The sequence below is a fragment of the Nocardiopsis sp. SBT366 genome (genome assembly GCF_001083815.1).
GTDB classification, from domain to species: domain Bacteria; phylum Actinomycetota; class Actinomycetes; order Streptosporangiales; family Streptosporangiaceae; genus Nocardiopsis; species Nocardiopsis prasina.
On record NZ_LAVM01000055.1, the window covers coordinates 1 to 19,735 of the forward strand.

A 19,735-nucleotide genomic window follows, 5' to 3' on the forward strand; every position below is an offset into this window, starting at 1 on the left:
GGTCAGCCTAGGGGGGGGGGGGGGCGTCGGCACGCCCCCGACGCCCCGCGTTCAGGGGCGCACGGGTGGCTGGGGGCGGTCGCCGGGGTGCCCGGCTCCGGGTCGGTGCACCCCGGGGCCTCCACCGAGAACACCTTCGCGGAGCGGCGCCTTCCGTCACCACAGCGGAACCGCCTCCGGGCGACGATGCGGTTCGTTCGTGTGGCCACGATGTGGGCGGCGTACCGGCTGGCCGGGTCGAGGCCCGTGCGGCACCACGCTGCCGCCGCGCTCCCGGGAGGCGGCGGCATCCTCCCCCCCCCGGGACCACGCAAGTGGCCGAACGCACCGGCCACCCGTACCGGGCCCGGGTCAGCGTTCCCGGTTGAAGGCCCAGACCGACAGCGGGGCGAACACCACGACCAGCGCGGCCGACCAGACCAGCGTGAGGGCGACCGAGTCACCCGCCGGGGTACCGGTGAGCAGGGATCGGGCGGCGTCCATGGCGTGGGTGACCGGGTTGGTCCCGGCCCAGGCCCGCAGCCAGTCGGGCAGGGTCTCGACCGGCGCGGCCATGCTGGTGCCCAGCAGCAGCGGCAGGATCGCGACGAAGGTGATCGCCATGACGGCTCCCTCGTCGCGCAGCAGCACGCCCAGGAACACCATCACCCAGCTCAGGCCGAATCCGAAACCGATGGCCAGCGCGCAGGCGGCGATCGCGGAGCCGGGATCGGTCTCCACGCGAAAGCCCATCAGGTGCCCGATCGCGAACAGGACCAGCACCGTGACCAGGTAGCGGACCAGGTCGGCCAGGACGGAGCCCAACAGAGGGGCCGAGCGGCCGATGGGCAGGCTCCGGAAGCGGTCGTGGACGCCCTTCTTCATGTCGATGTTGATGGTCAGTCCCGACGAGAGCATTCCGGCGATGCCCGCGCCCATCACCAGGACGCCCGGGAAGAGGTACTGGAGGTAGGCGCCGGTGGAGCCGGACACCGACCCGCCGAACAGGTACACGAACAGGACCATGAACAGGGCCGGGGTCATCACGCCGTTCACCAGTGAACCCGGGTTGCGCAGGGACTTGGCCAGGCCGCGCCGGGCCAGCACCAGGCTGTGCCGGATGAGGGGCGCGGGGCGAGGGGCGGCCGTTCGTGTCTCGACGGTGCTCATGCGGCGGACTCCTGCTCCGTGTCGGTGTTCCGGGGTGCTCCGGTCAGCGCGAAGAACACCTCGTCGAGGCTGGGCAGGTGCAGGGAGAACTCGGTCACCGTGATCCCCCGCGCCCGCAGTTCCCCGGCCACGTCCCAGGCCGAGGAGTCACCCTCGACCGGGACGGACAGGGTGTGGCGGGCGCGCTCGGGCTCGCGGCCCGTGACCCGCCGCATGACCTCCGCGGCCTCCTCGGCTCGAGCGGGGTCGGCGGTCCGGAGGGACACGGCCTGCCCGCCCACCACGCGTTTGAGTTCGGCGGGCGTGCCGTCGGCGATCACGCGGCCCCGGTCGATCACCGTGATCTCGTCGGCGAGGGCGTCGGCCTCCTCCAGGTACTGCGTGGTGAGCAGCACGGTGGTCCCCTCCGCCGTGAGTTCGCGGACCATCCGCCACAGGTCCTCGCGCCGTCCGGGGTCGAGTCCCACGGAGGGTTCGTCGAGGAAGACCACGCTGGGCCGCCCCACCAGGCTGGCCGCCAGGTCCAGACGGCGCCGCATGCCTCCGGAGTAGGTGGTGACGGGACGCCGGGCGGCTTCGGTGAGCCCGAAGCGGGTCAGGAGGTGGTCCGCGCGGGCGTGGGCCTCTCCTCTTCGCAGGTCCAGGAGTTGACCCAGGAGCACCAGGTTGGCGCGGCCGGAGAGTTCGTCGTCGACCATCGAGCCCTGGCCGGTCAGTCCGATCAGGCGGCGTGCCCGTGGGGCCTCGCGTACGACGTCGAAGCCGCCGACCGAGGCGGTGCCCTCGTCCGCACGGGCGAGGGTGGCCAGGACGCGGACGGCGGTGGTCTTGCCTGCGCCGTTGGGTCCCAGGACTCCCAGGACTGATCCGGGTCGGGCGGCCAGGTCGACCCCGGACAGCGCGGTCGTCCGGCCGAACCGTTTGACCAGGCCGCGGGCCTGGAACGCGTACTCAGGCATGGTTCACTCCATTCTCCGGAGGTTCCAGATGTTGGCATCATTCGAATGATGAGGGTATCTGAGTGTTCTTGGTATCTCAACGTAGGATGGGGGGACCGAGACGAGGAGGAAGATGGTCCGGCTCAGCAGGGCACAGCAGCAGGAGGCCAACCGGGCGCGCGTGCTCGCCGCGGCGCGCGAGGAGTTCGCCGAACACGGCTTCCGCGAGACCAAGATCGACCGCGTCGCGGACCGCGCCGACCTGACGCGGGGCGCCGTCTACTCCAACTTCCCGGGCAAACGCGCCCTGTACTTCGCCGTGCTGGCCGAGGCCGCCGAGCGCGAACCCCTGGGCGGGGCCACGGAGTCCGTCCGCGACGCCACCCGGGCCCTGGGAGCCTTTGCCCGCGCGTGGGTGGCCCGCCTGCCCCTGACCGGCACCGACGAGCGGGTCGGGGTCGAACTCATGGCAGAGGTCACCGCAGACCCCCGCGTGAGCCGGGTGTTCGCCCAGGCCACGGCGGTGCAAGCGATCCTGCTGGGGCGTGCGCTGGAGAGCCTGGACCCGCAGCCCCAGGCGGGTCGGCGTCGTGTCAGGGTCGCCGAGAGCGTGCTCACCACCCTGCACGGGGCAGGGCAGTTGGCCGCGGCGGCTCCCGGGTTCGTCGACCCCTTCGCGGTCATCCGCTCCTGCGAACGCCTGGCCGGGGTGGACCTGGACGACGGTTGGCCGCTACCGCACATCACCCATGTCCCGGACGCCCGCCCCGTGGACGAACCCTGGGCCGCGCCCACGGCGCTCGACGTCCTGCGCGGTGAGCGGTTCCCGGTTGAGGACGGGATCGTGGCGGTGCTGGGGCTGCACCGGCTGGAGGCCCTCGAGGAGGCCCTGCGCGCCGTTGCGGAGGGCGTGCCGGTGACGATCGTGCCCGTCACCTCCGAACCCGCCGAGCTCCTTCCCCTGGTCCGGCTGGTCCTGGCCGAACTCCGCTCCTGCCTGTCCTCCTCCTTCCCCGCGGGATCCTGGGCGCGGCCGAGTATCGTGCTCGACCCGGGGCTGGCCCTCGCGGTCGGCGTCACCGACCCGAACGACGACACCGAGAGCGCGCTCCGTCTGCACGGAGGCCGGGTCGTCGCCCGATCGGAGGGGCGCGGCGCGGCCCACGCGGTGGGCGCCCTGGTCCCGCCGACAGGCGCGAGGAACGAAGGGAACGGGGCTCGGACCGCACGCTGATCTCGGGGCCCGAGGGCACCGGGTTGGGCCGGTGAAGGGTGCTCTCGCCCGCCGGGGCGTCGAGAGCCGCACGTCGTCCGTCTCGTCCGCTCACGGGTTCGGTCTCCGTTCCTCCCGGGAGCCTCCCCGGGGGAGTCGGTCCGGCGCTTGGCCCTTCGCCACGGCACGGGAGGCCTCCTCGGGGCCGAAGCCCGCAGCGGTCCGGGTGGTCACGTCCGAGCGGGGCACCCCCGAGTCCCACCGGGCCCTGAGCAGGCCCTCGGCGTCCCGGCCGGTCGCGGGCGCGACGGGCGGCCTCCCCGGGTGGCAACCCCGTGGTCCGGTACAGGACGCCGTGGGTCGCCTTGATCCGGCGTGCCCGTGGGGTCGTCACCGTGCGGCCGCGGGCCGTCCAGGCCTGCGGGCCCTCGGATCCGGGTGCGGGGGCGTCGAGCGTGCGGGGCATCGGTGCTCCCTGGGTCGCGGAGGGGTTCGCGGGTGTCGCAACCCCGACAGTCGTCAATCTAAGTTGACCTGACCAAAAAGTCAACCAAAGTTGACCCACTGGGAGTGGAGGGGTCTAATCCACCGGTTTGACCTGCTAAGGGACACGCCAGTCGAAGTCTGGGAGAGTGGAGTCCCCGATGCGACACTGGGGTGCGGAAGCCGGGGACCCCCGACCGGCCACGACCGGTGGGGGTGGGCATGGAAGAGGAACACGACGAGGTACCTCTCGTCGAGAGCGAACTGCTGTTCCAGAACCTCGTCAGGTCCGTACACGTCAGCGGCCCCATCGAGGTGCTGGAGGCCGCCGATCGCTACGGAGCGGCGATCGGGCTCGGAAAGATCACCGTCCACCTCGTGGACCTGCAACAGCGCCTGCTGGTTCCGCTGACCGGGGGACCCATCCTCGACGTGGAGACCACCGTCGCAGGGGAGACCTACCGCTCCGACACCCTGCGGCTGGTGGAGGGCGGCGCGGACGCGCTCAGCCTGTGGCTCCCGCTCAAGGACGGCGCCGACCGCATCGGGGTCGTGCACATCCGCACCCCCTGGCTCGACGAGCCCACACTCCGCCGCTGCCAGACCCTCGCCGCCCTGCTCGCCCTGGTCATCACGTCCAAACGCGCCTACAGCGACACCTACGTGCGGCGCACCCGCGCCCGGGACGTGCAGCTGCGCGCGGAGATGCTGCGCGCCTTCCTCCCGCCCCGCACACTCGGCACCCGGCGCGGGGTCTCCACCGCCGTCCTCGAACCCGCCTACGAACTGGGTGGCGACGCCTTCGACCACTCCCTCACCCGCGACACCCTGCACGCCGTCATCCTGGACGCCATGGGCCACGACCTCGCCTCCGGGCTGACCGCGTCGGTCGCGATGGCCGGGGCCCGCAGCGCCCGCCGCAACGGGGCCGACCTCGCCGAACTCACCGAGAACGTGGAGCGCGCCCTGGTCACCTGGCTCCCCGAACGTTTCTGCACGGCCATCTTCGCCACCCTCGACCTGTCCACCGGCGCCTTCTCCTGGGCCAACTGCGCCCACCCCGCGCCGCTGCTCATCCGCCACCAGCGCCTGGTGGAGGGCGCCCTGGACCGCACCCCCGAACTCCCGCTCGGACTGGACGGGGTGGTCTCCGACACCACCCCGCGCACCGTCCACCGCACCACCCTCGAACCCGGAGACCAGGTGCTGCTGTACACCGACGGCGTCACGGAGGCACACGACAGGGACGGAAGGATGTTCGGCCTGGAGCGCTTCGCCGACTTCGTCATCAGGGCCGCCTCCGCCGACGAGCCCGCCCCCGAGACCCTGCGGCGCCTGATCCACGACATCCGCGCACACCAGCGCGGCGGATTCACCGACGACGCCACCATCATGCTGCTGGAGTGGACCCCCGGCGGGGCGGTCCGGGGCCACCTCTGAGCCCCGGAAGGCTCACCAGAGGGCGAGGACCCGGCTGGGACCGCCCGAGGCGTCCAGGCCGGGCAGCACGCCCACCGTGATCAACGCCCCGCTCGGCGGGAGCCGGTCCAGTCCGGTCAGGGCCTCCAACCCCCAGCGGTCCGCCCGACCCACCACCTCGTGGGCGGCGAAGTCCGTGGAGGAGCCGGGGTCCGTGCTGAGCGTGTCCACCCCGGTTCCGGCGATGGCCCGCTGCGAGACCAGGAAGTCGCAGGCCTCGGCTGAGAAACCGGGGAAGTGCCAGGTGCTGTCCTCGGCCACGCCCCGGACGCGGTCGTCACCCTCCGACCAGCGGGAGCTCCAACCCGAGCACATCAGGACCGCGGCCCCGGCCGGGATGCGCCCGTGGACGCGCTCATAGGCGTGGACGTCGTCCACGGTCACCGTCGTGTCGGGGTCCTCTGCGGCCCGGGCGCGGATGTCGATCACGGCGGCCGGGGCGACCAGCTCGGACGGGTCGATGTCGGGCACGAGACGGCCCCCGCCGATCACGTGGCCGGGCGCGTCCAGGTGTGTCCCCGTGTGCTCGGTCATGCTCCACCGTTGCAGGTAGAGCCCGAACTCACCCGGAGCCGCGGCCGGGACGACGGTCTCCCGGACCGGCTTGTCCTCGTCCCAGGACGGCATGCCGGGGGAGATGGTGTGGCTGAGGTCCACGACCCGACGGAACCCCTTCGGCCAGGGGAGGGGGCTGACTGGTGCGGTCGGCGGCCCGGCGGGCGCCGCGTGCTCCGTTCGGGCCCTCACGGTCTCACCTGTTCCGTGCAAGCACATGGCGTCCCCTTCATCGAGCGAGTCCCCGGGAGCGCCCCGGGGAGAGTCGGGTCAAAAGTAGCGGCTCGGGGAGGTCGGTGCCGAGCGATTCCGTTCACGGAACGGGGCACGACGCGGTTCGCCATCACTTTCCCGCTGAACCGCCGAACCGGCCCGGGAACCGGGGAACCGGGAACCGGAAGTTCGCGGGAGCGGAGGCAGGGGGCACCGGGTACGTCAGCGGGGGTGAGGCCCAAGGGCGCGTGGGTGCTCGGAGCGAACACGGAGCCGGGGGAGCGGGCTCACGGCGGCACCGGGGAACGCCGGGGAACGCCGGGGTGCGGTGGCGAAGGGGGCGTCCCGGACGGAGGGGTCCGGGCCCGTGACCGTGTCCGTTGTCCAGGCCGGGAGGCGTCGGACCATCCCGATCGCCCCGAGGCTTCACGAAGCGGGGTCCCCGCGGTCACCGGTGAGCGGGTCACGCGCCGGCCCACCACCGTCACGGGCCTGGGGACCTGGTCAGGAACGTGACGCGGGAACCGAGGGCAGGTTCCTGACCGGCCGCAGGAGCAGCAGGACCAACACCACCACCACCACCGTCACCGTCCCGCCGACCAGCAGTACCGTCCGCGATCCGAAGACCTCGGCGACGGGACCGGCCAGGGCCTGGCCCACCGGCAGCATCGCCAACGAACCGGCCACCTCGTAGGCGTGGATACGCCCCAGCACGGGGCCGGGGACCTGGGTCTGCACGCTGGTCATCCACATCACGCCCCAGAAGCCCATGGCCGCGCCGCTCACCGCCGCTCCCAGCGCCAGCGCGGGAACCCCCAGACCCAGACCGACCGCCACCGAGTACGCGCCCGCCCCGAACAGCGCGATCGCTCCCACACGCAGGGGAAAGCCCGGCCGGATCCGCGTGGCGAGCACCCCGCCCAGCGCCGTTCCACCACCCAGCGCGGCGCTGACCAGTCCGAACGCCTGGGAGCCGTGCCCGAGGATGATCTCCGCCGAGGCCAGGGGGATCTGCGGACCCCACATGGCCACCATCAGCACCATCCACAGCAGGATCACCGACCACATCCAGGTCCGCGAACGGAACTCGCGCCACCCCTCCACCAGGTCGGCGACGTACCCCGGCCCCTCACCCCGGCCCCGGGCCGGCTCGGGAAGCCGGATCAGCGCGAGCAGCAGCGCCCCCACCGCGTAGGTCGCCGCGTGCACACCAAGGACCCCGGCCGTCGACACCACGGCCACCAGCACTCCCGCCACCGCGGGGCCGACCAGCATCGCCAGCGCCTCCGCGGTACGGATCACCCCGTTGGCGCCCTGCACGTCCCGGGCCACTCTCGGCACCACCGAGGCCACCCCGGGCTGGAACGCCCCGGCCGCGATCCCGTTGACCGCGCCGATCACGCAGATCTGCCACAGGACCACGTGTCCGGTCAGGAACAGCACGGCGGCGGTCGCCTGGGTGACCACGCGCACCAGGTCGGCGGCGACCATCATGCGCCGGGCTCCCCAGCGGTCGGAGAGCACCCCGCCGAAGATCACGAACCCCACGAAGAGGGCCGAGTACGAGGCCATCGCCAGCCCGACGCCACCCGCGCCCAGCCCGTGCGCGAGGAGCCCGGCCGCCAGCGCCACCGGGAGCATTCCGTCACCGGTCCGGGCCACCGCCCGCGCGGCGAAGAAGAGGGCGAAGTCCCGTGACCACAACCGCGGCCCGACCTCCGCCCGCTGCACTGGGCCCCTCGCCGCCCGGTCCAGCTCTTCCTCGGGTCCGCCACGCTCCATGGGGCACCTTCCCGTGACCCCCGCGCGCATCGTGGGGGCCCGTGCACCCTACCGGTCCAGACCAGTTCCCTCCAGGGGCTTCCCTCCTCGGGATCCGCCGCCCGAGGCCGCCGCGATTCCCCTCCCCAACCGGAGCCCGGAACGATTGAATGGTGTGCCGAACACGAGCTGAGAAGGAACACATGCCCGAACCCAGCGCCGACTGGTGGAAGTCAAGCGTCGTCTACCAGATCTATCCGAGCAGCTTCAACGACAGTGACGGCGACGGCGTCGGTGACCTGCCCGGGATCATCGAGAAGCTCGACTACCTCAGGCTGCTCGGTGTGGACGTGGTCTGGCTGTCGCCCGTCTACCCCTCGCCGTGGGACGACAACGGCTACGACATCAGCGACCACACCGGCATCGACCCCCGGTTCGGCACCCTGGAGGACTGGGACCGGCTCCGGGACGGCCTGCACGAGCGCGGTATGCGCCTGGTGATGGACCTGGTCGTCAACCACACCAGTGACCGGCACCCCTGGTTCACCGCCTCCCGTGAGGGCGACGAGGACAAGCGCGACTTCTACTTCTGGCGGCCCGGTCGCGACGGCGGACCGCCCAACAACTGGGGTTCGGTCTTCTCCGGCCCCGCCTGGACCTACGACGAGGGGCGCGGCGAGTACTACCTCCACCTGTTCAGCCCGTCGCAACCCGACCTGAACTGGGAGAACCCCAGGGTGCGCGCGGCCGTGCACGAGGTCGCCCTGTGGTGGCTGGCCCGTGGCGCGGACGGCTTCCGCATGGACGTCATCAACTTCGTGTCCAAGAACCCGAAGTTCCCGGACGGGCCGGAGACGGGCGACCACGGCGACTTCGCCGAGCACGCGATCAACGGGCCGCGCCTGCACGAGTTCCTGCACGAGATGCACGGGACCGTCTTCGCCGGGCGCGACGCGCTCACGGTGGGGGAGATGCCCGGCGTGAGCGTGGAGCAGGCGCGCGTCCACACCAACCCGGTCAACCGCGAGCTGGACATGGTGTTCCAGTTCGAGCACGTCGACCTGGACCACGGGCCCGGCGGCAAGTTCGACCCGCGCCCGCTGGACCTGGTCCGGCTCAAGGCCTCGCTCAACCGCTGGCAGTCGGGGCTCAACGACCGGGGCTGGAACAGCCTGTACCTGAACAACCACGACCAGCCGCGCGCGGTCTCGCGGTTCGGCGACGACGGTCGGTACCGGGTGGAGTCGGCGACGGCGATCGCCACCACGCTGCACATGATGCAGGGGACCCCGTACGTCTACCAGGGCGAGGAACTGGGCATGACCAACGCCCACCTGGACGACATCGCGGGCTACCGCGACCTGGAGACCCTCAACTACCACCGCACCATGGTCGAGACCGGCAAGGTGGACGCCGGGGCCGCCATGTCCGGGATCGCCCGGATGAGCCGGGACAACGCGCGCACTCCCATGCAGTGGACCGCGGGGGAGCGGGCCGGGTTCACCACCGGTACACCGTGGATCGGGGTCAACCCCAACCACGTGGACATCAACGCGGAGGACGCCGTCGCCGACGAGGGGTCGGTGTTCCACCACTACCGACGTCTGATCGCGCTCCGCAAGGAGTACCCGGTCATCGTGCACGGACGGTTCGCCCCGCTGCTGGAGGAGGACCCCCGCGTCTACGCCTACACCCGCGCGTACGACGGCCAGGTGCTGCTGGTGCTGGCCAACTGGAGCGACCGGACGGTGGAGGTGGACCTGCCCGAGGAAGTGGCGGGCTCCGACCCCGAACTGCTGATCGGCAACCTCGCCGACGCCGGACCGGTCCTGGCTCCGTTGCGCCCGTGGGAGGCCCGCGTGCACCTGGGCCGATGATCCACCCCCGAGGGGCCCTGCTCCCGCGATCGATCGGTGAGTACTGTGTTGGGCAGCCGATCGAGCGGGAGCGGGGACCTTCATGAGAGTCGTCATCGTCGGAGCCGGTGTGGGCGGGCTCGCCCTGGCCCGGGGACTCACCGGGCGGGGACACGAGGTCGAGGTCCACGAGCGCGCGACCGGGCCGCGCTCCGGAGGTGCCGGACTCGGCCTCCACTCCAACGGGACCGCGGCCCTGCGGGCCCTGGGGGTCGACCCCGGCGGGATCGGCCGCCGTCTCGACGGACTGGAGAACCGCGACCCCTCCGGGCGGCGGCGCTACACACTCGACGTCGACGCGGTGAGCGACCACTACGGGTTCGAGTGCCGTACCGTTCCCCGGCACGCGCTCCTGGACCTGCTCGTGGACGGACTGCCCGAGGGCACCGTGCGCTACGGCCGCGTGTGCACCCGGGTGCGGATCAACTTCGACGGCACCGTGAGCGCGCTCTTCGGGGACGGCACCAGCGCCACGGGTGACGTGGTGGTCGGCGCGGACGGCGTGCGTTCGGCGGCCCGGCGTGACCTGTGGGAGAGCGATCCGGTGCGTCCCACCGGCTGGGCCAGCTGGCAGGGGCTCACGCGGGTGCCGACGGACCTGGCGGCGGGCACGGTCGCGGCGGTGGTCCAGGGACGCCAGGGCGTGTGCCACATGGTGCCCGCCGGGGACGGGCTCGTGCAGTGGTGGTTCGACGTTCGCTGGCGCCAGGAGATCCCCCGGCCCGCCTCCCCGTCCAGCGTTCTGCGCCGCCTGTTCGAGGACTGGACCGATCCCGACGTGCGCGCCGTCCTGGACCACGCGAAGGACGAGGACCTCGCGCTGTTCGAGCACGTCCGCCACCGGGTCCGCCGGGTCTGGGGCGAGGGCGGGGCGACCCTGCTGGGCGACGCCGCCCACGCCTTCCCGCCCTCCACCGCACAGGGAGCCAACCAGGCACTGGAGGACGCGTGGGCGCTGAGCCTGGCGCTCTCCGACGAGGCGGCCGAGGCCGACCCCGCCGCCGCGCTGCGCCGGTACGAGTCGGTGCGGCGCGGGCCGGTGAACCTGGCGTCGCTGGCCTCGGGGGCGGACGCGATCACACGCCTCACACCGCCCCGGTTCCTTGGCCGCGAACGGCTGGGTGCCATGGTCACCCGCCAGTTCATCGGCTACCTCGGCGGGGTGAGCAACGTTCTCACCGACCGCCGCCCGTGAGTTCTGATCACACACCGCTGGCGGTGGTCGCGCCCTCCGCTAGCGGTACGAGGGCCCGTACCCGGAGTGAGGTCCGCCCAGGGCTGTGACCGGCCGCTTCGGGACCGGGAGGGGGAGACCCCTCCCGGTTCATATTTTTTGAAATCCCCCCAAGTGAGGTTAGACTAACCTTGCTTGATGTCGGGTTTCTCCCGTTTTGTTGGTTCCCTCGTGCTGCCCTCCTCCGAGGACTCCCCCTGCGCGCAACCGGCCCGCCCAGAGCGACGCGGCCGCTCCCCGTGACTAAGAAAGCAGTGAGCATGTACTCCACCCTGCGCCGAGTCGGCGGCATCGCACTCACCTCGGCCCTCGCTCTCGGCCTGGCCGCCTGCGGCACCGACGGCGAGGACACTCCATCGGAGGCGAACGCGGACGGGACCTTCCCCGTCACCATCGAGAGCGCCCTCGGCACCGCCGAGATCCCCGAGCGCCCCGAACGCGTCGTCACCCTCGGACAGGGATCCGCCGAGACCGCCATCGCCCTCGGCACCGTGCCGGTCGGCATCGAGAGCTACGAGTGGGGCAGCGACGACACCGGCTACCTGCCCTGGATCCACGAGGCCGTCACCGAGTCCGGCGAGGAGCTCCCCGAGCAGTTCGCGGGGGCCGACGACATCGACTTCGAGGCGATCATCGAACTCGCCCCCGACGTCATCCTCGCCCCCTGGTCCGGGGTCACCCAGGAGCAGTACGACATCCTCACCGACATCGCCCCCACGGTCGCCTACCCCGACCTCGCCTGGAGCACCGACTGGGACGAGCAGATCGAGATCATCGGTCGGGCGCTCGGCCAGCCCGAGGAGGCCGGGGACCTCGTCACCGAGATCGAGGGTCGGTTCGAGGAGGCGTCCGCCGACAACCCCGAGTTCGCCGACCTCACCTTCTCCTACGTCTACACCGACGGTCCCGGCACGCTCGGCGTCTTCCTCCCCGACGAGCAGCGCGTGGCCATGGTGCGCGGTCTGGGGCTCCAGGTCGACCCGGTCGTGGAGACCTTCCCCGAGACCGAGGGCACCGACTCCGCCCTCATCGGCCTGGAGAACGCCGACCAGTTCGGTGACAGCGACCTCATCTTCACGTTCTACTCCGACCCCGAGACGCGCGCCGAGATCGAGTCCCAGGACCTGTACGGCTCCATCCCCGCCATCGAACGCGGCTCCGTGGTCACCAGCGACGACAACTCCTTCGTCACCGCCTCCTCCCTGATCAACCCGCTCACGGTGCCCTGGGTCATCGACCGCTACGTCCCCCTCATCGAGGAGGCCGCCGGGACCCTGGACGACTGAGGCGACCCGACGACGTGATCGTGAAGACACTCGCGGCACCGCCCCGCACGGGGCCCGCCCGCGCCGCGCTCGCCCTGGGCGCGGCCGGGGCGGTCCTGTTCGCGGCGGTCCTGCTCAGCCTGGTCGCGGGCAGCAAACCCACCTCACCGGCCGAGGTGTGGCAGGTCCTCCTCGGCGAGGCCGACCCCCACATCACCGCCGTGGTGGAGAGCCGCTACCCGCGCACCCTCCTCGGAATCGTGGCCGGGGCCGCGCTGGCTCTGTCCGGCACCCTCATGCAGGGGGTGACCCGCAACCCGCTGGCCGACCCCGGTCTGCTGGGCGTCAACGCGGGGGCGGCCGCGGCGGTGGTCACCGCCACCGCCCTGCTCGGCCCCGCCTCCACCACCGCCACCGTCTGGTGGGCCCTGCCCGGCGCGCTGCTGGCCGGGTTGGCCGCCCACACGGTGGGCACTCGCGGTGGCGACGGCGGCATGGTCCGCCTGGTTCTGGCCGGCGCGGTGGTCTCGGCGGTGCTCATGGCCTACGTCCAGGCGGTCTCGCTGAGCATGCCGGACGTCTTCGACAGCTACCGCTACTGGGTGGTGGGCTCCCTGGCCGGTCGCGGCCACGACGTGCTCCTCGCCGTCCTGCCGGTGATCGGGGCGGGGGTCCTGCTCGCGCTGTTGGTGATGGGCTCGCTCAACGCCCTGGCCCTGGGGGAGGAGGCGGCCGTGGCGACCGGCGCCAACGTGTTCCTGGCGCGCTCGGGAGGACTGCTCGCGGGCACCGTGCTCGCGGCCGGGGCCACCGCGGCGGCGGGCCCCATCGCCTTCGTCGGGCTGGCGGTCCCGCACGTGGTGCGCGGGCTGGTCGGGGTGGACTTCCGGCTCCAAGTGCCCTTCGCCCTGTTGGTCGGTCCCTCCCTGCTGCTGGTCGCCGACGTCGTGGGCCGTATCCTGGTACGCCCCATGGAACTCATGGTGGGCGTGGTCACCGCCTTCGTCGGCGCGCCGGTGCTGTTGTACGTGGTCCGGAAGTCGAGGTCGGCGACGTGAACCACCCGCTGCGATCCGCGTTCGACCGGGCCTCCGAAGCCCCGACCGGCACCCCACCGGAGCCCTCGCCCTCACCACGTCCGCCGTTCCCGGTCCTGCGCCTGGGCCGTCACGTCGCGCTGCCCCTCCACCGCCGCTCGCTCGTGGTGGGCCTCCTCATTCTGGTGCTCCTGCTGGCGGCGGCCGTCGCCACCCTGAGCCTCGGGCGCCTGGGAGTGCCCCTCACCCAACTGCCCGCGGTCCTGTCCGGGCGAGGGGAGGCCACCCACCTGTTCGCCCTCGAACGGCTGCGCGGCCCCCGGCTGTCGGTGGCGGTGGGAACGGGCGTCGCCCTGGGACTGGCCGGGGCGCTCTTCCAGTCCGTGACCCGCAACCCGCTGGGCAGCCCCGACGTGATCGGACTGGGCGCCGGTGCGGGGGCTGGCGCCGCCCTCGCCGCGCTCATGTTCCCGGGGATCGTGCCGGTACCCCTGGGGGCGTTGGCCGGGGCCGCCCTGGCCGTGGTGGTCGTGGCCGCCGTGACCGGCACCGGACTGCGCGACCCCGGACGGCTGATCGTCGCGGGCATCGGCGTCGCCGCCATGGCCCAGGCCTTCACCCAGTTCGTGGTGTCCGTGATGGCCCGAGACAAGGCCAGTGTCCTGGCCGCCTACGTCAACGGCAGCCTGGGGGCCCGCTCCTGGGAGCACTCCACCACCATCTGGCTCACCCTGGCGCTGGCGGTCCCGCTGGTCGTGGCCCTGGCCGGGCCCATCACCGTCAACGAGATGGGCGACGAGCTCGCCGACTCCCTCGGGGCCCGGGCCGCGAACAGCCGCACCGCCGCCGTCGTCCTGTCCGTGGTGCTGTCGGCGGCGGCGGTGAGCGTGGCCGGGCCGATCGCGTTCGTGTCCCTCACCGCGCCGCAGATCGCCCGCAGGCTCAGCGGCGCGCCAGGACCCAACCTGGCGCTGTCCGGCCTGGTGGGCGCGCTCCTGCTGGTGTCCGCCGACCTGGCCGTCCAGCACGCGCCCCTCGCCGAGGGCCTGCCCGTGGGCGTCCTCACCCTGGCGATCGGTGGCGTGTATCTGGGCTACCTGCTCATCCGTGAATGGCGAAAGGGACGACTGTGAGCCGAGAGACCGCCCCGGTCCTGGCGGCCGAGGGCCTCACCCTGGGCTACGGCGCGGACCCGGTCGTGCGCGACCTGGACCTGACCATCGCCCAGGGCGAGTTCACCGTGATCGTGGGCCCCAACGGCTGTGGCAAGTCCACCCTGCTCAAAGCGCTGGGCCGGGTCAACCGGCCGAGCAGCGGAAGGGTGCTCCTGCACGGCCGCGACGTGCGCGCGCAGCGGCCCAAGGCGGTCGCCCGCCAGCTGGCGCTGCTGCCGCAGAGCCCGTTGGCGCCCGAGGGGATCACCGTCCGCGCGCTGGCGGCGCGCGGACGCTTCCCCCACCACACCCTGTTGCGGCAGTGGAGCCCGGAGGACGAGACCGCCGTCTCCCGTGCCCTGGAGCTCGCCGGGCTCACCGACCTCGCCCAGGTCCAGGTGGGGTCGCTCTCCGGAGGGCAGCGCCAGCGCGCCTGGGTGGCCATGGTGCTGGCACAGGACAGCGGAACCCTGCTGCTGGACGAGCCCACCACCTACCTGGACATCGCGCACCAGTACGACCTGCTGGAACTCTTCGCCGACCTGCACCGAAACGGTCGCACGGTGGTCGCGGTCCTGCACGACCTCGCCCAGGCGGCCCGGTTCGCCACGAGGGTGGTGATGATGGACGGGGGAGCGGTGGTGGCCGACGGCACCCCGGAGGAGGTCGTCACGGCCGAGCGGGTGGCGTCGGTGTTCGGGCTGGCCTGCGACGTGGTGCCCGACCCCCGGACCGGCACCCCGTTGGTCATCCCGCACGAGCGGGCCCCCGCGTCACCCTGACCTCAGGCGGGCCCTTCGGACTCGGCGTCCGTGGTCACCGGATCCGGCCGGGTCCGCTGGTCACGGGCGGCCTTGTACTCCTCCCAGTGCTCCAGCAGTACGTCGTGGTGGCCGTCCAGCCAGGTCATGTAGTCGTACATGTTGTGCAGCCGGGTGCGGGAGGACTCGCCCAGGTCCGGGAGGCGTTCGAGCGCCGAGGCGGCGAGGTCGCGCTGTTGGCGCAGGTAGGAGCGCTCGTTGCGCAGGAACCCGCCCCAGACGTCCTCGTCCATGCTGATCAGCCGTGAGCGGCTGTCGGGGGAGTCCACGAGGGTGACGAACCCCAGCTCGCGCAGGCGGCGCACCGACTGCGAGACCGAGCCCCGGCTCACCCCCGCGCCCTCGGCGACGGCCTCTGCGCTGACCGCGTCCCGGTCGGCCACCAGCAGGTAGCCCACGATGCGGCCCTCGGCCTTGGGCCGTCCCTGGGACTGCCAGTAGGCGGCGAAGCGGGCGACGAAGTCGTCGCGGAACGCCTCCGCGTCGTCCCCGGCCCCGTCCACCGCTCCCGCCTCCAACGCCCGCTCCCCCCGTACACCCTGCGTCATGGGGGCCACGATATCGCCCACGCGGGCGGCCTCACGTCGGTTGGGGCGGGTTCGCCCGGGGGTGGTGCGCAGCGACCCCAGCAGGCGCTCGAGGGCCCACCACACACCCTCCAGGTCGCCTTCGTCCTCCGGTCGGCCGCTGGCGCGTGCTCGGGGTACCATCCGGTCGGTATGCTGACCGGGTCGGTGTTCGACACCCCGTCGGGGAACCGCGGGGGACACGAGGTGAGGCGGGACATGGCGCGAGGACGGCGGACGACCGAGGTCGAAGCCGGGCGCGGATCCGTGCCCGAACGACTGCTGGAGGCGGCCACCCGGCTCTTCGCGGAGCAGGGGTTCGAGAGCACCTCGGTGCAGGAGGTCGTGGCCGCGGCGGGCGTCACCAAGGGGGCGATGTACCACTACTTCGGCTCCAAGGACGACCTGCTCCACGAGGTCTACGCCCGTGTCCTGCGGATGCAGACCGAGCACCTCCTGGAGATCTCCTCGCGTGAGGCGCCCGTGGCCGAACGGGTCCACGCGGCCGCCGCCGACGTCATCGTCACCAGCGTCGCCAACATGGACGACACCAAGATCTTCTTCCGGTCCATGCACCAGCTCGCGCCCGAGAAGCAGCGCAGCGTGCGCGCCGAACGCCGCGGTTACCACGAGATCTTCCGCGCGATGATCGAGCAGGGCCAGAACGAGGGCGTCTTTCGCACCGACGTCCCCGCGGACCTGGTCGTGGACTACTTCTTCGGTTCCGTGCACCACCTGGGCACCTGGTACCGGCGCGACGGCGAGCTCACCGGCGACGACGTCGGCCGCCATTTCGCCGACCTGCTCGTCGCGGGCCTGCGCCCGCAGACCTGAGCGGTGGTGGGGCCCAGCGGCGGCGGCTGACACGAACAAGGGCCGGGGGCAGGCGCCCCGGCCCTCTGGCGTGGCCTGCCCGCGCGGCCACCGGTGTCCTTTGTCAGGCGTACTTGCGCAACTCCGCGCGGGCCAGCGAGCGCAGGTGCACCTCGTCCGGACCGTCGGCCAGCCGCAGTGAGCGCACTCCGGCCTGCCACCCGGCCAGCGGGGTGTCCTGGCTGACCCCGGCCGCGCCGTGCGCCTGCACGCACCGGTCCAGGATCCACTCGACCGTGCGCGGGGTGGCGATCTTGATCGCCTGGATCTCGGTGTGCGCCCCCTTGTTGCCCACGGTGTCCATCAGGTAGGCCGTCTTGAGCACCAGCAGGCGCAGCTGCTCGATCGCCACCCGGGCCTCGGCGATCCACTCACGGACCACGCCCTGCTCGGCCAGAGGGCGGCCGAACGCCACCCGCTCCAGCACCCGCTTGCAGGTCAGCTCCAGGGCGCGCTCGGCGATGCCGATCGAACGCATGCAGTGGTGGATGCGGCCGGGGCCCAGCCGCGCCTGGGCGATCGCGAACCCCTCGCCCTCGCCGCCCACCAGGTTCCCCACCGGCACGCGGACGTCCTCGAAGAACACCTCGGCGTGGCCGCCGTGGTCGCTGTCGTGGTAGCCGAACACGCTCATGCCGCGCTCGATCCGCAGCCCGGGGGTGTCCCGTGGCACCAGCACCATGCTCTGCTGCCGGTGCCGCTCCGCGTCCGGATCGGTCCGGCCCATCACGATGAGGACCTCGCAGGCCGGGTTGAGCGCCCCGGTGATGAACCACTTGTGCCCGTTCACCACGTACTCGTCGCCCTCCCGGACGATCCGGGTGGTGATGTTGGTGGCGTCGGAGGAGGCCACCTCCGGTTCCGTCATCGCGAAGGCGGAGCGGATGCGCCCGTCCAACAGGGGTTCGAGCCACCGCTCCCTCTGCGCGGGGGTGCCGAACATCGTCAGCACCTCCATGTTCCCGGTGTCCGGGGCGGCGCAGTTGAGCGCCACCGGGGCCAGCTGGGGGCTGCGCCCGGTGATCTCGGCCAGCGGAGCGTACTGGAGGTTGGGCAGGCCTCCGTGCTCGGGGTGTCCGGCCAGGAAGAGGTTCCACAGCCCCCGTCGGCGGGCCTCTGCCTTGAGCTCATCGACCACCGGCGGGACCGCCCAGGGGTCCTCGCGCTCGGCCAGCTGGGCGGCGAACACCGTCTCGGCCGGGTGGACGTGCTCGTCCATGAAGGCCAGCAGCCGCTCCCGCAGCTCCTCGGTCCGGGCGTCGAATGCGAAGTCCATCTGTCCTCAGTCCTCCTTCAGCACGGAGTGGGCGCGCCGTACCAGGGGGACGACCACGTCGCCGATCCCGTCGAAGCCCGCTCCCACGGTCAGTCCCCGCTCGTGCCGGTAGTGGATGCCCTCGGCGATCACCGCGAGCTTGAAACAGCCGAAGGCCACGTACCAGCCGAGCCGGGACACGTCCCGGCCGGTCGCGGCCGCGTACATCCGGGCCAGCTCGGGGGAGGAGGGGAACCCCTCGGCCGAGGTGGCCGGCTGCCCTTTGCCGATCACCGGCTGCTCCCGGTAGACCAGCATCAGGCCGAGGTCGACGAGGGGGTCACCGAGGGTGGCCATCTCCCAGTCGAGGACGGCGGTGAGCCGCCCGTCCTCGGTGACGAGCACGTTGTCGAGCCGGTAGTCACCGTGCACGATCGCGGGCGCGCCCTGTTCGGGGAGGGTGGCGGCGAGACGGTCCCGGAGCTCGTCGATTCCGGGGAGGTCCCGGCTGCGGGAAGCCTCCAACTGCCTGCTCCACCGGCGCACCTGGCGCTCCAGGAAGCCCGCCGGGCGGCCGAAGTCGCCCAGTCCCACGTCCTCGGGGTCCACGGCGTGCAGCTCGCCCAGCGTGGAGACGAGGGAGTCGGACACGGCGCGGACCCCCGAGGCTCCGAGCGGCGCGATCTCGTCCAGGGTGCGCAGGGGAGTGCCCGCCACGTGCTCCATGACGTAGAACGGCGCCCCCAGCACGTCGGTGTCCTCGCAGAGCAGGTGGGTGCGCGGCACCGGCACGGCGGTCTCCCGCAGCGCCGTCATCACCCGGTACTCACGGGGCATGTCGTGGGCGGTGGCGAGCACGTGCCCCAGCGGCGGGCGGCGTACCACCCACGAACCGGTGCCGTCGGTGACCGTGTAGGTGAGGTTGGACTTGCCACCGGTGATCACCCGGCCACTGAGCGGTCCCGCGACCAGCCCGGGCAGCTCGCGGTCCAGGTGGACGCGCAGCCTCCCCAGATCCAGGCCGGGCAGTTCCCCGCTCATGCCCGCTCCTCGGTGGTGAACACCCGCGCCTGGATGCGGCGCATCCCGGCCAGCCAGGCGTCGGTGTCGGTGGCCCGCGCGGCGTAGTAGTCGGCGACCCGGGGGTGCGGCAGGATCAGGAAGCGCCCGTCGGCCAGCCCGGCGAGCACGGCGTCGGCGACCTCCTCGGCGCTGATGGCCTCCCCGGCCAGGATGGCCCGTCCCTCCGGTCCGGAGGTGTCGAGCATGTCCGTGCGCACGCCGAGGGGACACAGGCACTGGGTGGTGATGCCCCGGTCGCCGTAGGTGGCCGACATCCACTCTCCGAAGGCCAGCGCGGCGTGTTTGGTCACCGAGTAGGGGGCGCTGCCCAGCATGCTGAGCAGCCCGGCGGCGGACACGGTGGTCAGCAGGTGCCCCCGGCCGCGCTCCAGCCACCCCGGCACCAGCGCGCGGGCGGCACGCACGTGCGCCATCACGTTGACCTGCCAGGCGAGGTCCCAGTCGGCCTCCGGCGCCTCGGGTCCGCCCTTGACGGCGACCCCGGCGTTGGCCACGTACAGGTCGATGCCGCCCAGCCGTTCCTCGGCCTCGTCGATCAGGGCGGTCACACCCTCCTCGCTCGCGGCGTCACCGGGGACGGCGGTCCCACCGATCTCCCGGGCCACGGTCCGAGCGGCGTCCGCGTCCAGGTCGTTGACCACGACGCGCGCCCCCGCACCGGCCAGTCGGCGGGCGACGGCCGCCCCGATCCCGTTGCCTCCGCCGGTGACCACCGCTCCGATTCCGTTCGGATCCATGCC

General features: G+C 72.5%; 17 protein-coding genes. 9 read left to right on the top strand and 8 right to left on the bottom strand.

The annotated features are described in order from the left end of the window. Window positions 1-351: 351 nt before the first annotated feature. On the bottom strand, window positions 352-1,149 hold the full coding sequence (locus ADX84_RS17105) for an ABC transporter permease (RefSeq protein WP_049575539.1): 798 nt from the start codon (window positions 1,147-1,149) through the stop codon (window positions 352-354). Continuing rightward, window positions 1,146-2,108 (bottom strand): ATP-binding cassette domain-containing protein, encoded by a 963-nt coding sequence (locus ADX84_RS17110; protein ID WP_049575543.1) that lies wholly within the window; start codon window positions 2,106-2,108, stop codon window positions 1,146-1,148. Before ADX84_RS17110 ends, ADX84_RS17105 begins: the two co-directional genes overlap by 4 nt. A 112-nt stretch (window positions 2,109-2,220) precedes the next feature. Between ADX84_RS17110 and ADX84_RS17115 the strand changes: the two genes are divergently transcribed. Then, the gene (locus tag ADX84_RS17115) at window positions 2,221-3,321 is read left to right on the top strand and encodes a TetR/AcrR family transcriptional regulator (protein ID WP_049575545.1); all 1,101 of its coding nucleotides are present in this window, start codon (window positions 2,221-2,223) and stop codon (window positions 3,319-3,321) included. Window positions 3,322-4,005: 684 nt separating this feature from the next. Beyond that, on the top strand, window positions 4,006-5,223 hold the full coding sequence (locus ADX84_RS17120) for a PP2C family protein-serine/threonine phosphatase (protein WP_049575656.1): 1,218 nt from the start codon (window positions 4,006-4,008) through the stop codon (window positions 5,221-5,223). A gap of 12 nt (window positions 5,224-5,235) precedes the next feature. On the opposite strand, the gene ADX84_RS17125 is transcribed toward ADX84_RS17120, so the two are convergent. Both ADX84_RS17125 and ADX84_RS17130 read right to left on the bottom strand, forming a co-directional pair. Continuing rightward, window positions 5,236-6,036 (bottom strand): cyclase family protein, encoded by an 801-nt coding sequence (locus ADX84_RS17125; RefSeq protein WP_049575551.1) that lies wholly within the window; start codon window positions 6,034-6,036, stop codon window positions 5,236-5,238. Window positions 6,037-6,534: 498 nt separating this feature from the next. Then, window positions 6,535-7,812 carry an MFS transporter gene (locus tag ADX84_RS17130; protein ID WP_049575553.1) on the bottom strand — a complete coding sequence of 426 codons (1,278 nt, stop codon included), beginning with the start codon at window positions 7,810-7,812 and terminating at the stop codon, window positions 6,535-6,537. A 182-nt stretch (window positions 7,813-7,994) separates the two neighbouring features. Here ADX84_RS17130 and ADX84_RS17135 point away from each other — a divergent pair, with 182 nt between their 5' ends. The 6 genes from ADX84_RS17135 (at window position 7,995) to ADX84_RS17160 (ending at window position 15,179) form a co-directional block, all read left to right on the top strand. Then, the gene (locus tag ADX84_RS17135; protein WP_049575556.1) at window positions 7,995-9,668 is read left to right on the top strand and encodes an alpha-glucosidase; all 1,674 of its coding nucleotides are present in this window, start codon (window positions 7,995-7,997) and stop codon (window positions 9,666-9,668) included. Between the two features lie 82 nt (window positions 9,669-9,750). Beyond that, window positions 9,751-10,902: an NAD(P)/FAD-dependent oxidoreductase gene (locus ADX84_RS17140; protein WP_049575560.1), complete on the top strand. Its 1,152-nt coding sequence runs from the start codon at window positions 9,751-9,753 to the stop codon at window positions 10,900-10,902. A gap of 299 nt (window positions 10,903-11,201) precedes the next feature. After that, window positions 11,202-12,227 (top strand): iron-siderophore ABC transporter substrate-binding protein, encoded by a 1,026-nt coding sequence (locus tag ADX84_RS17145; protein ID WP_049575565.1) that lies wholly within the window; start codon window positions 11,202-11,204, stop codon window positions 12,225-12,227. A 14-nt stretch (window positions 12,228-12,241) separates the two neighbouring features. Further along, a complete protein-coding gene (locus tag ADX84_RS17150; RefSeq protein WP_049575569.1) occupies window positions 12,242-13,264 on the top strand; it encodes an iron chelate uptake ABC transporter family permease subunit in 1,023 nt (340 codons plus the stop codon). Window positions 13,265-13,359: 95 nt separating this feature from the next. Next, complete coding sequence (locus ADX84_RS17155) at window positions 13,360-14,376, top strand: iron chelate uptake ABC transporter family permease subunit (RefSeq protein WP_049575659.1); 1,017 nt, start codon at window positions 13,360-13,362, stop codon at window positions 14,374-14,376. Beyond that, entirely contained in the window at window positions 14,373-15,179 is an 807-nt protein-coding gene (locus ADX84_RS17160; protein WP_234004041.1) for an ABC transporter ATP-binding protein, read from the top strand. The genes ADX84_RS17155 and ADX84_RS17160 overlap by 4 nt, the downstream gene beginning before the upstream one ends. A 2-nt stretch (window positions 15,180-15,181) precedes the next feature. Here ADX84_RS17160 and ADX84_RS17165 read toward each other — a convergent pair whose 3' ends face one another. Then, on the bottom strand, window positions 15,182-15,928 hold the full coding sequence (locus ADX84_RS17165; RefSeq protein WP_369801103.1) for a GbsR/MarR family transcriptional regulator: 747 nt from the start codon (window positions 15,926-15,928) through the stop codon (window positions 15,182-15,184). A gap of 75 nt (window positions 15,929-16,003) precedes the next feature. Here ADX84_RS17165 and ADX84_RS17170 point away from each other — a divergent pair, with 75 nt between their 5' ends. Beyond that, entirely contained in the window at window positions 16,004-16,618 is a 615-nt protein-coding gene (locus ADX84_RS17170) for a TetR/AcrR family transcriptional regulator (RefSeq protein ID WP_049575666.1), read from the top strand. 103 nt (window positions 16,619-16,721) lie between these two features. Here the strand turns inward: ADX84_RS17170 and ADX84_RS17175 are convergent, their stop codons facing one another. Genes ADX84_RS17175 through ADX84_RS17185 form a run of 3 tightly spaced genes read right to left on the bottom strand, consistent with a single transcriptional unit; the run spans window position 16,722 to window position 19,732 of the window. Next, window positions 16,722-17,933 carry an acyl-CoA dehydrogenase family protein gene (locus tag ADX84_RS17175; protein ID WP_049575577.1) on the bottom strand — a complete coding sequence of 404 codons (1,212 nt, stop codon included), beginning with the start codon at window positions 17,931-17,933 and terminating at the stop codon, window positions 16,722-16,724. Window positions 17,934-17,939: 6 nt separating this feature from the next. Then, window positions 17,940-18,953, bottom strand: a complete 1,014-nt coding sequence (locus ADX84_RS17180) for a phosphotransferase family protein (protein WP_049575581.1) — start codon at window positions 18,951-18,953, stop codon at window positions 17,940-17,942. Beyond that, window positions 18,950-19,732 (bottom strand): SDR family oxidoreductase, encoded by a 783-nt coding sequence (locus ADX84_RS17185; protein ID WP_049575670.1) that lies wholly within the window; start codon window positions 19,730-19,732, stop codon window positions 18,950-18,952. The genes ADX84_RS17180 and ADX84_RS17185 overlap by 4 nt, the downstream gene beginning before the upstream one ends. Window positions 19,733-19,735: the final 3 nt, after the last annotated feature.

Excerpts from the sequence above, each read along its gene's own strand:
- ADX84_RS17105 (WP_049575539.1), bottom strand. The coding sequence starts at position 1,149 with ATGAGCACCGTCGAGACACGAACGGCCGCCCCTCGCCCCGCGCCCCTC.
- ADX84_RS17110 (WP_049575543.1), bottom strand. The coding sequence starts at position 2,108 with ATGCCTGAGTACGCGTTCCAGGCCCGCGGCCTGGTCAAACGGTTCGGC.
- ADX84_RS17115 (WP_049575545.1), top strand. The coding sequence starts at position 2,221 with ATGGTCCGGCTCAGCAGGGCACAGCAGCAGGAGGCCAACCGGGCGCGC.
- ADX84_RS17120 (WP_049575656.1), top strand. The coding sequence starts at position 4,006 with ATGGAAGAGGAACACGACGAGGTACCTCTCGTCGAGAGCGAACTGCTG.
- ADX84_RS17125 (WP_049575551.1), bottom strand. The coding sequence starts at position 6,036 with ATGTGCTTGCACGGAACAGGTGAGACCGTGAGGGCCCGAACGGAGCAC.
- ADX84_RS17130 (WP_049575553.1), bottom strand. The coding sequence starts at position 7,812 with ATGGAGCGTGGCGGACCCGAGGAAGAGCTGGACCGGGCGGCGAGGGGC.
- ADX84_RS17135 (WP_049575556.1), top strand. The coding sequence starts at position 7,995 with ATGCCCGAACCCAGCGCCGACTGGTGGAAGTCAAGCGTCGTCTACCAG.
- ADX84_RS17140 (WP_049575560.1), top strand. The coding sequence starts at position 9,751 with ATGAGAGTCGTCATCGTCGGAGCCGGTGTGGGCGGGCTCGCCCTGGCC.
- ADX84_RS17145 (WP_049575565.1), top strand. The coding sequence starts at position 11,202 with ATGTACTCCACCCTGCGCCGAGTCGGCGGCATCGCACTCACCTCGGCC.
- ADX84_RS17165 (WP_369801103.1), bottom strand. The coding sequence starts at position 15,928 with ATGGTACCCCGAGCACGCGCCAGCGGCCGACCGGAGGACGAAGGCGAC.
- ADX84_RS17170 (WP_049575666.1), top strand. The coding sequence starts at position 16,004 with ATGGCGCGAGGACGGCGGACGACCGAGGTCGAAGCCGGGCGCGGATCC.
- ADX84_RS17175 (WP_049575577.1), bottom strand. The coding sequence starts at position 17,933 with ATGGACTTCGCATTCGACGCCCGGACCGAGGAGCTGCGGGAGCGGCTG.
- ADX84_RS17180 (WP_049575581.1), bottom strand. The coding sequence starts at position 18,953 with ATGAGCGGGGAACTGCCCGGCCTGGATCTGGGGAGGCTGCGCGTCCAC.
- ADX84_RS17185 (WP_049575670.1), bottom strand. The coding sequence starts at position 19,732 with ATGGATCCGAACGGAATCGGAGCGGTGGTCACCGGCGGAGGCAACGGG.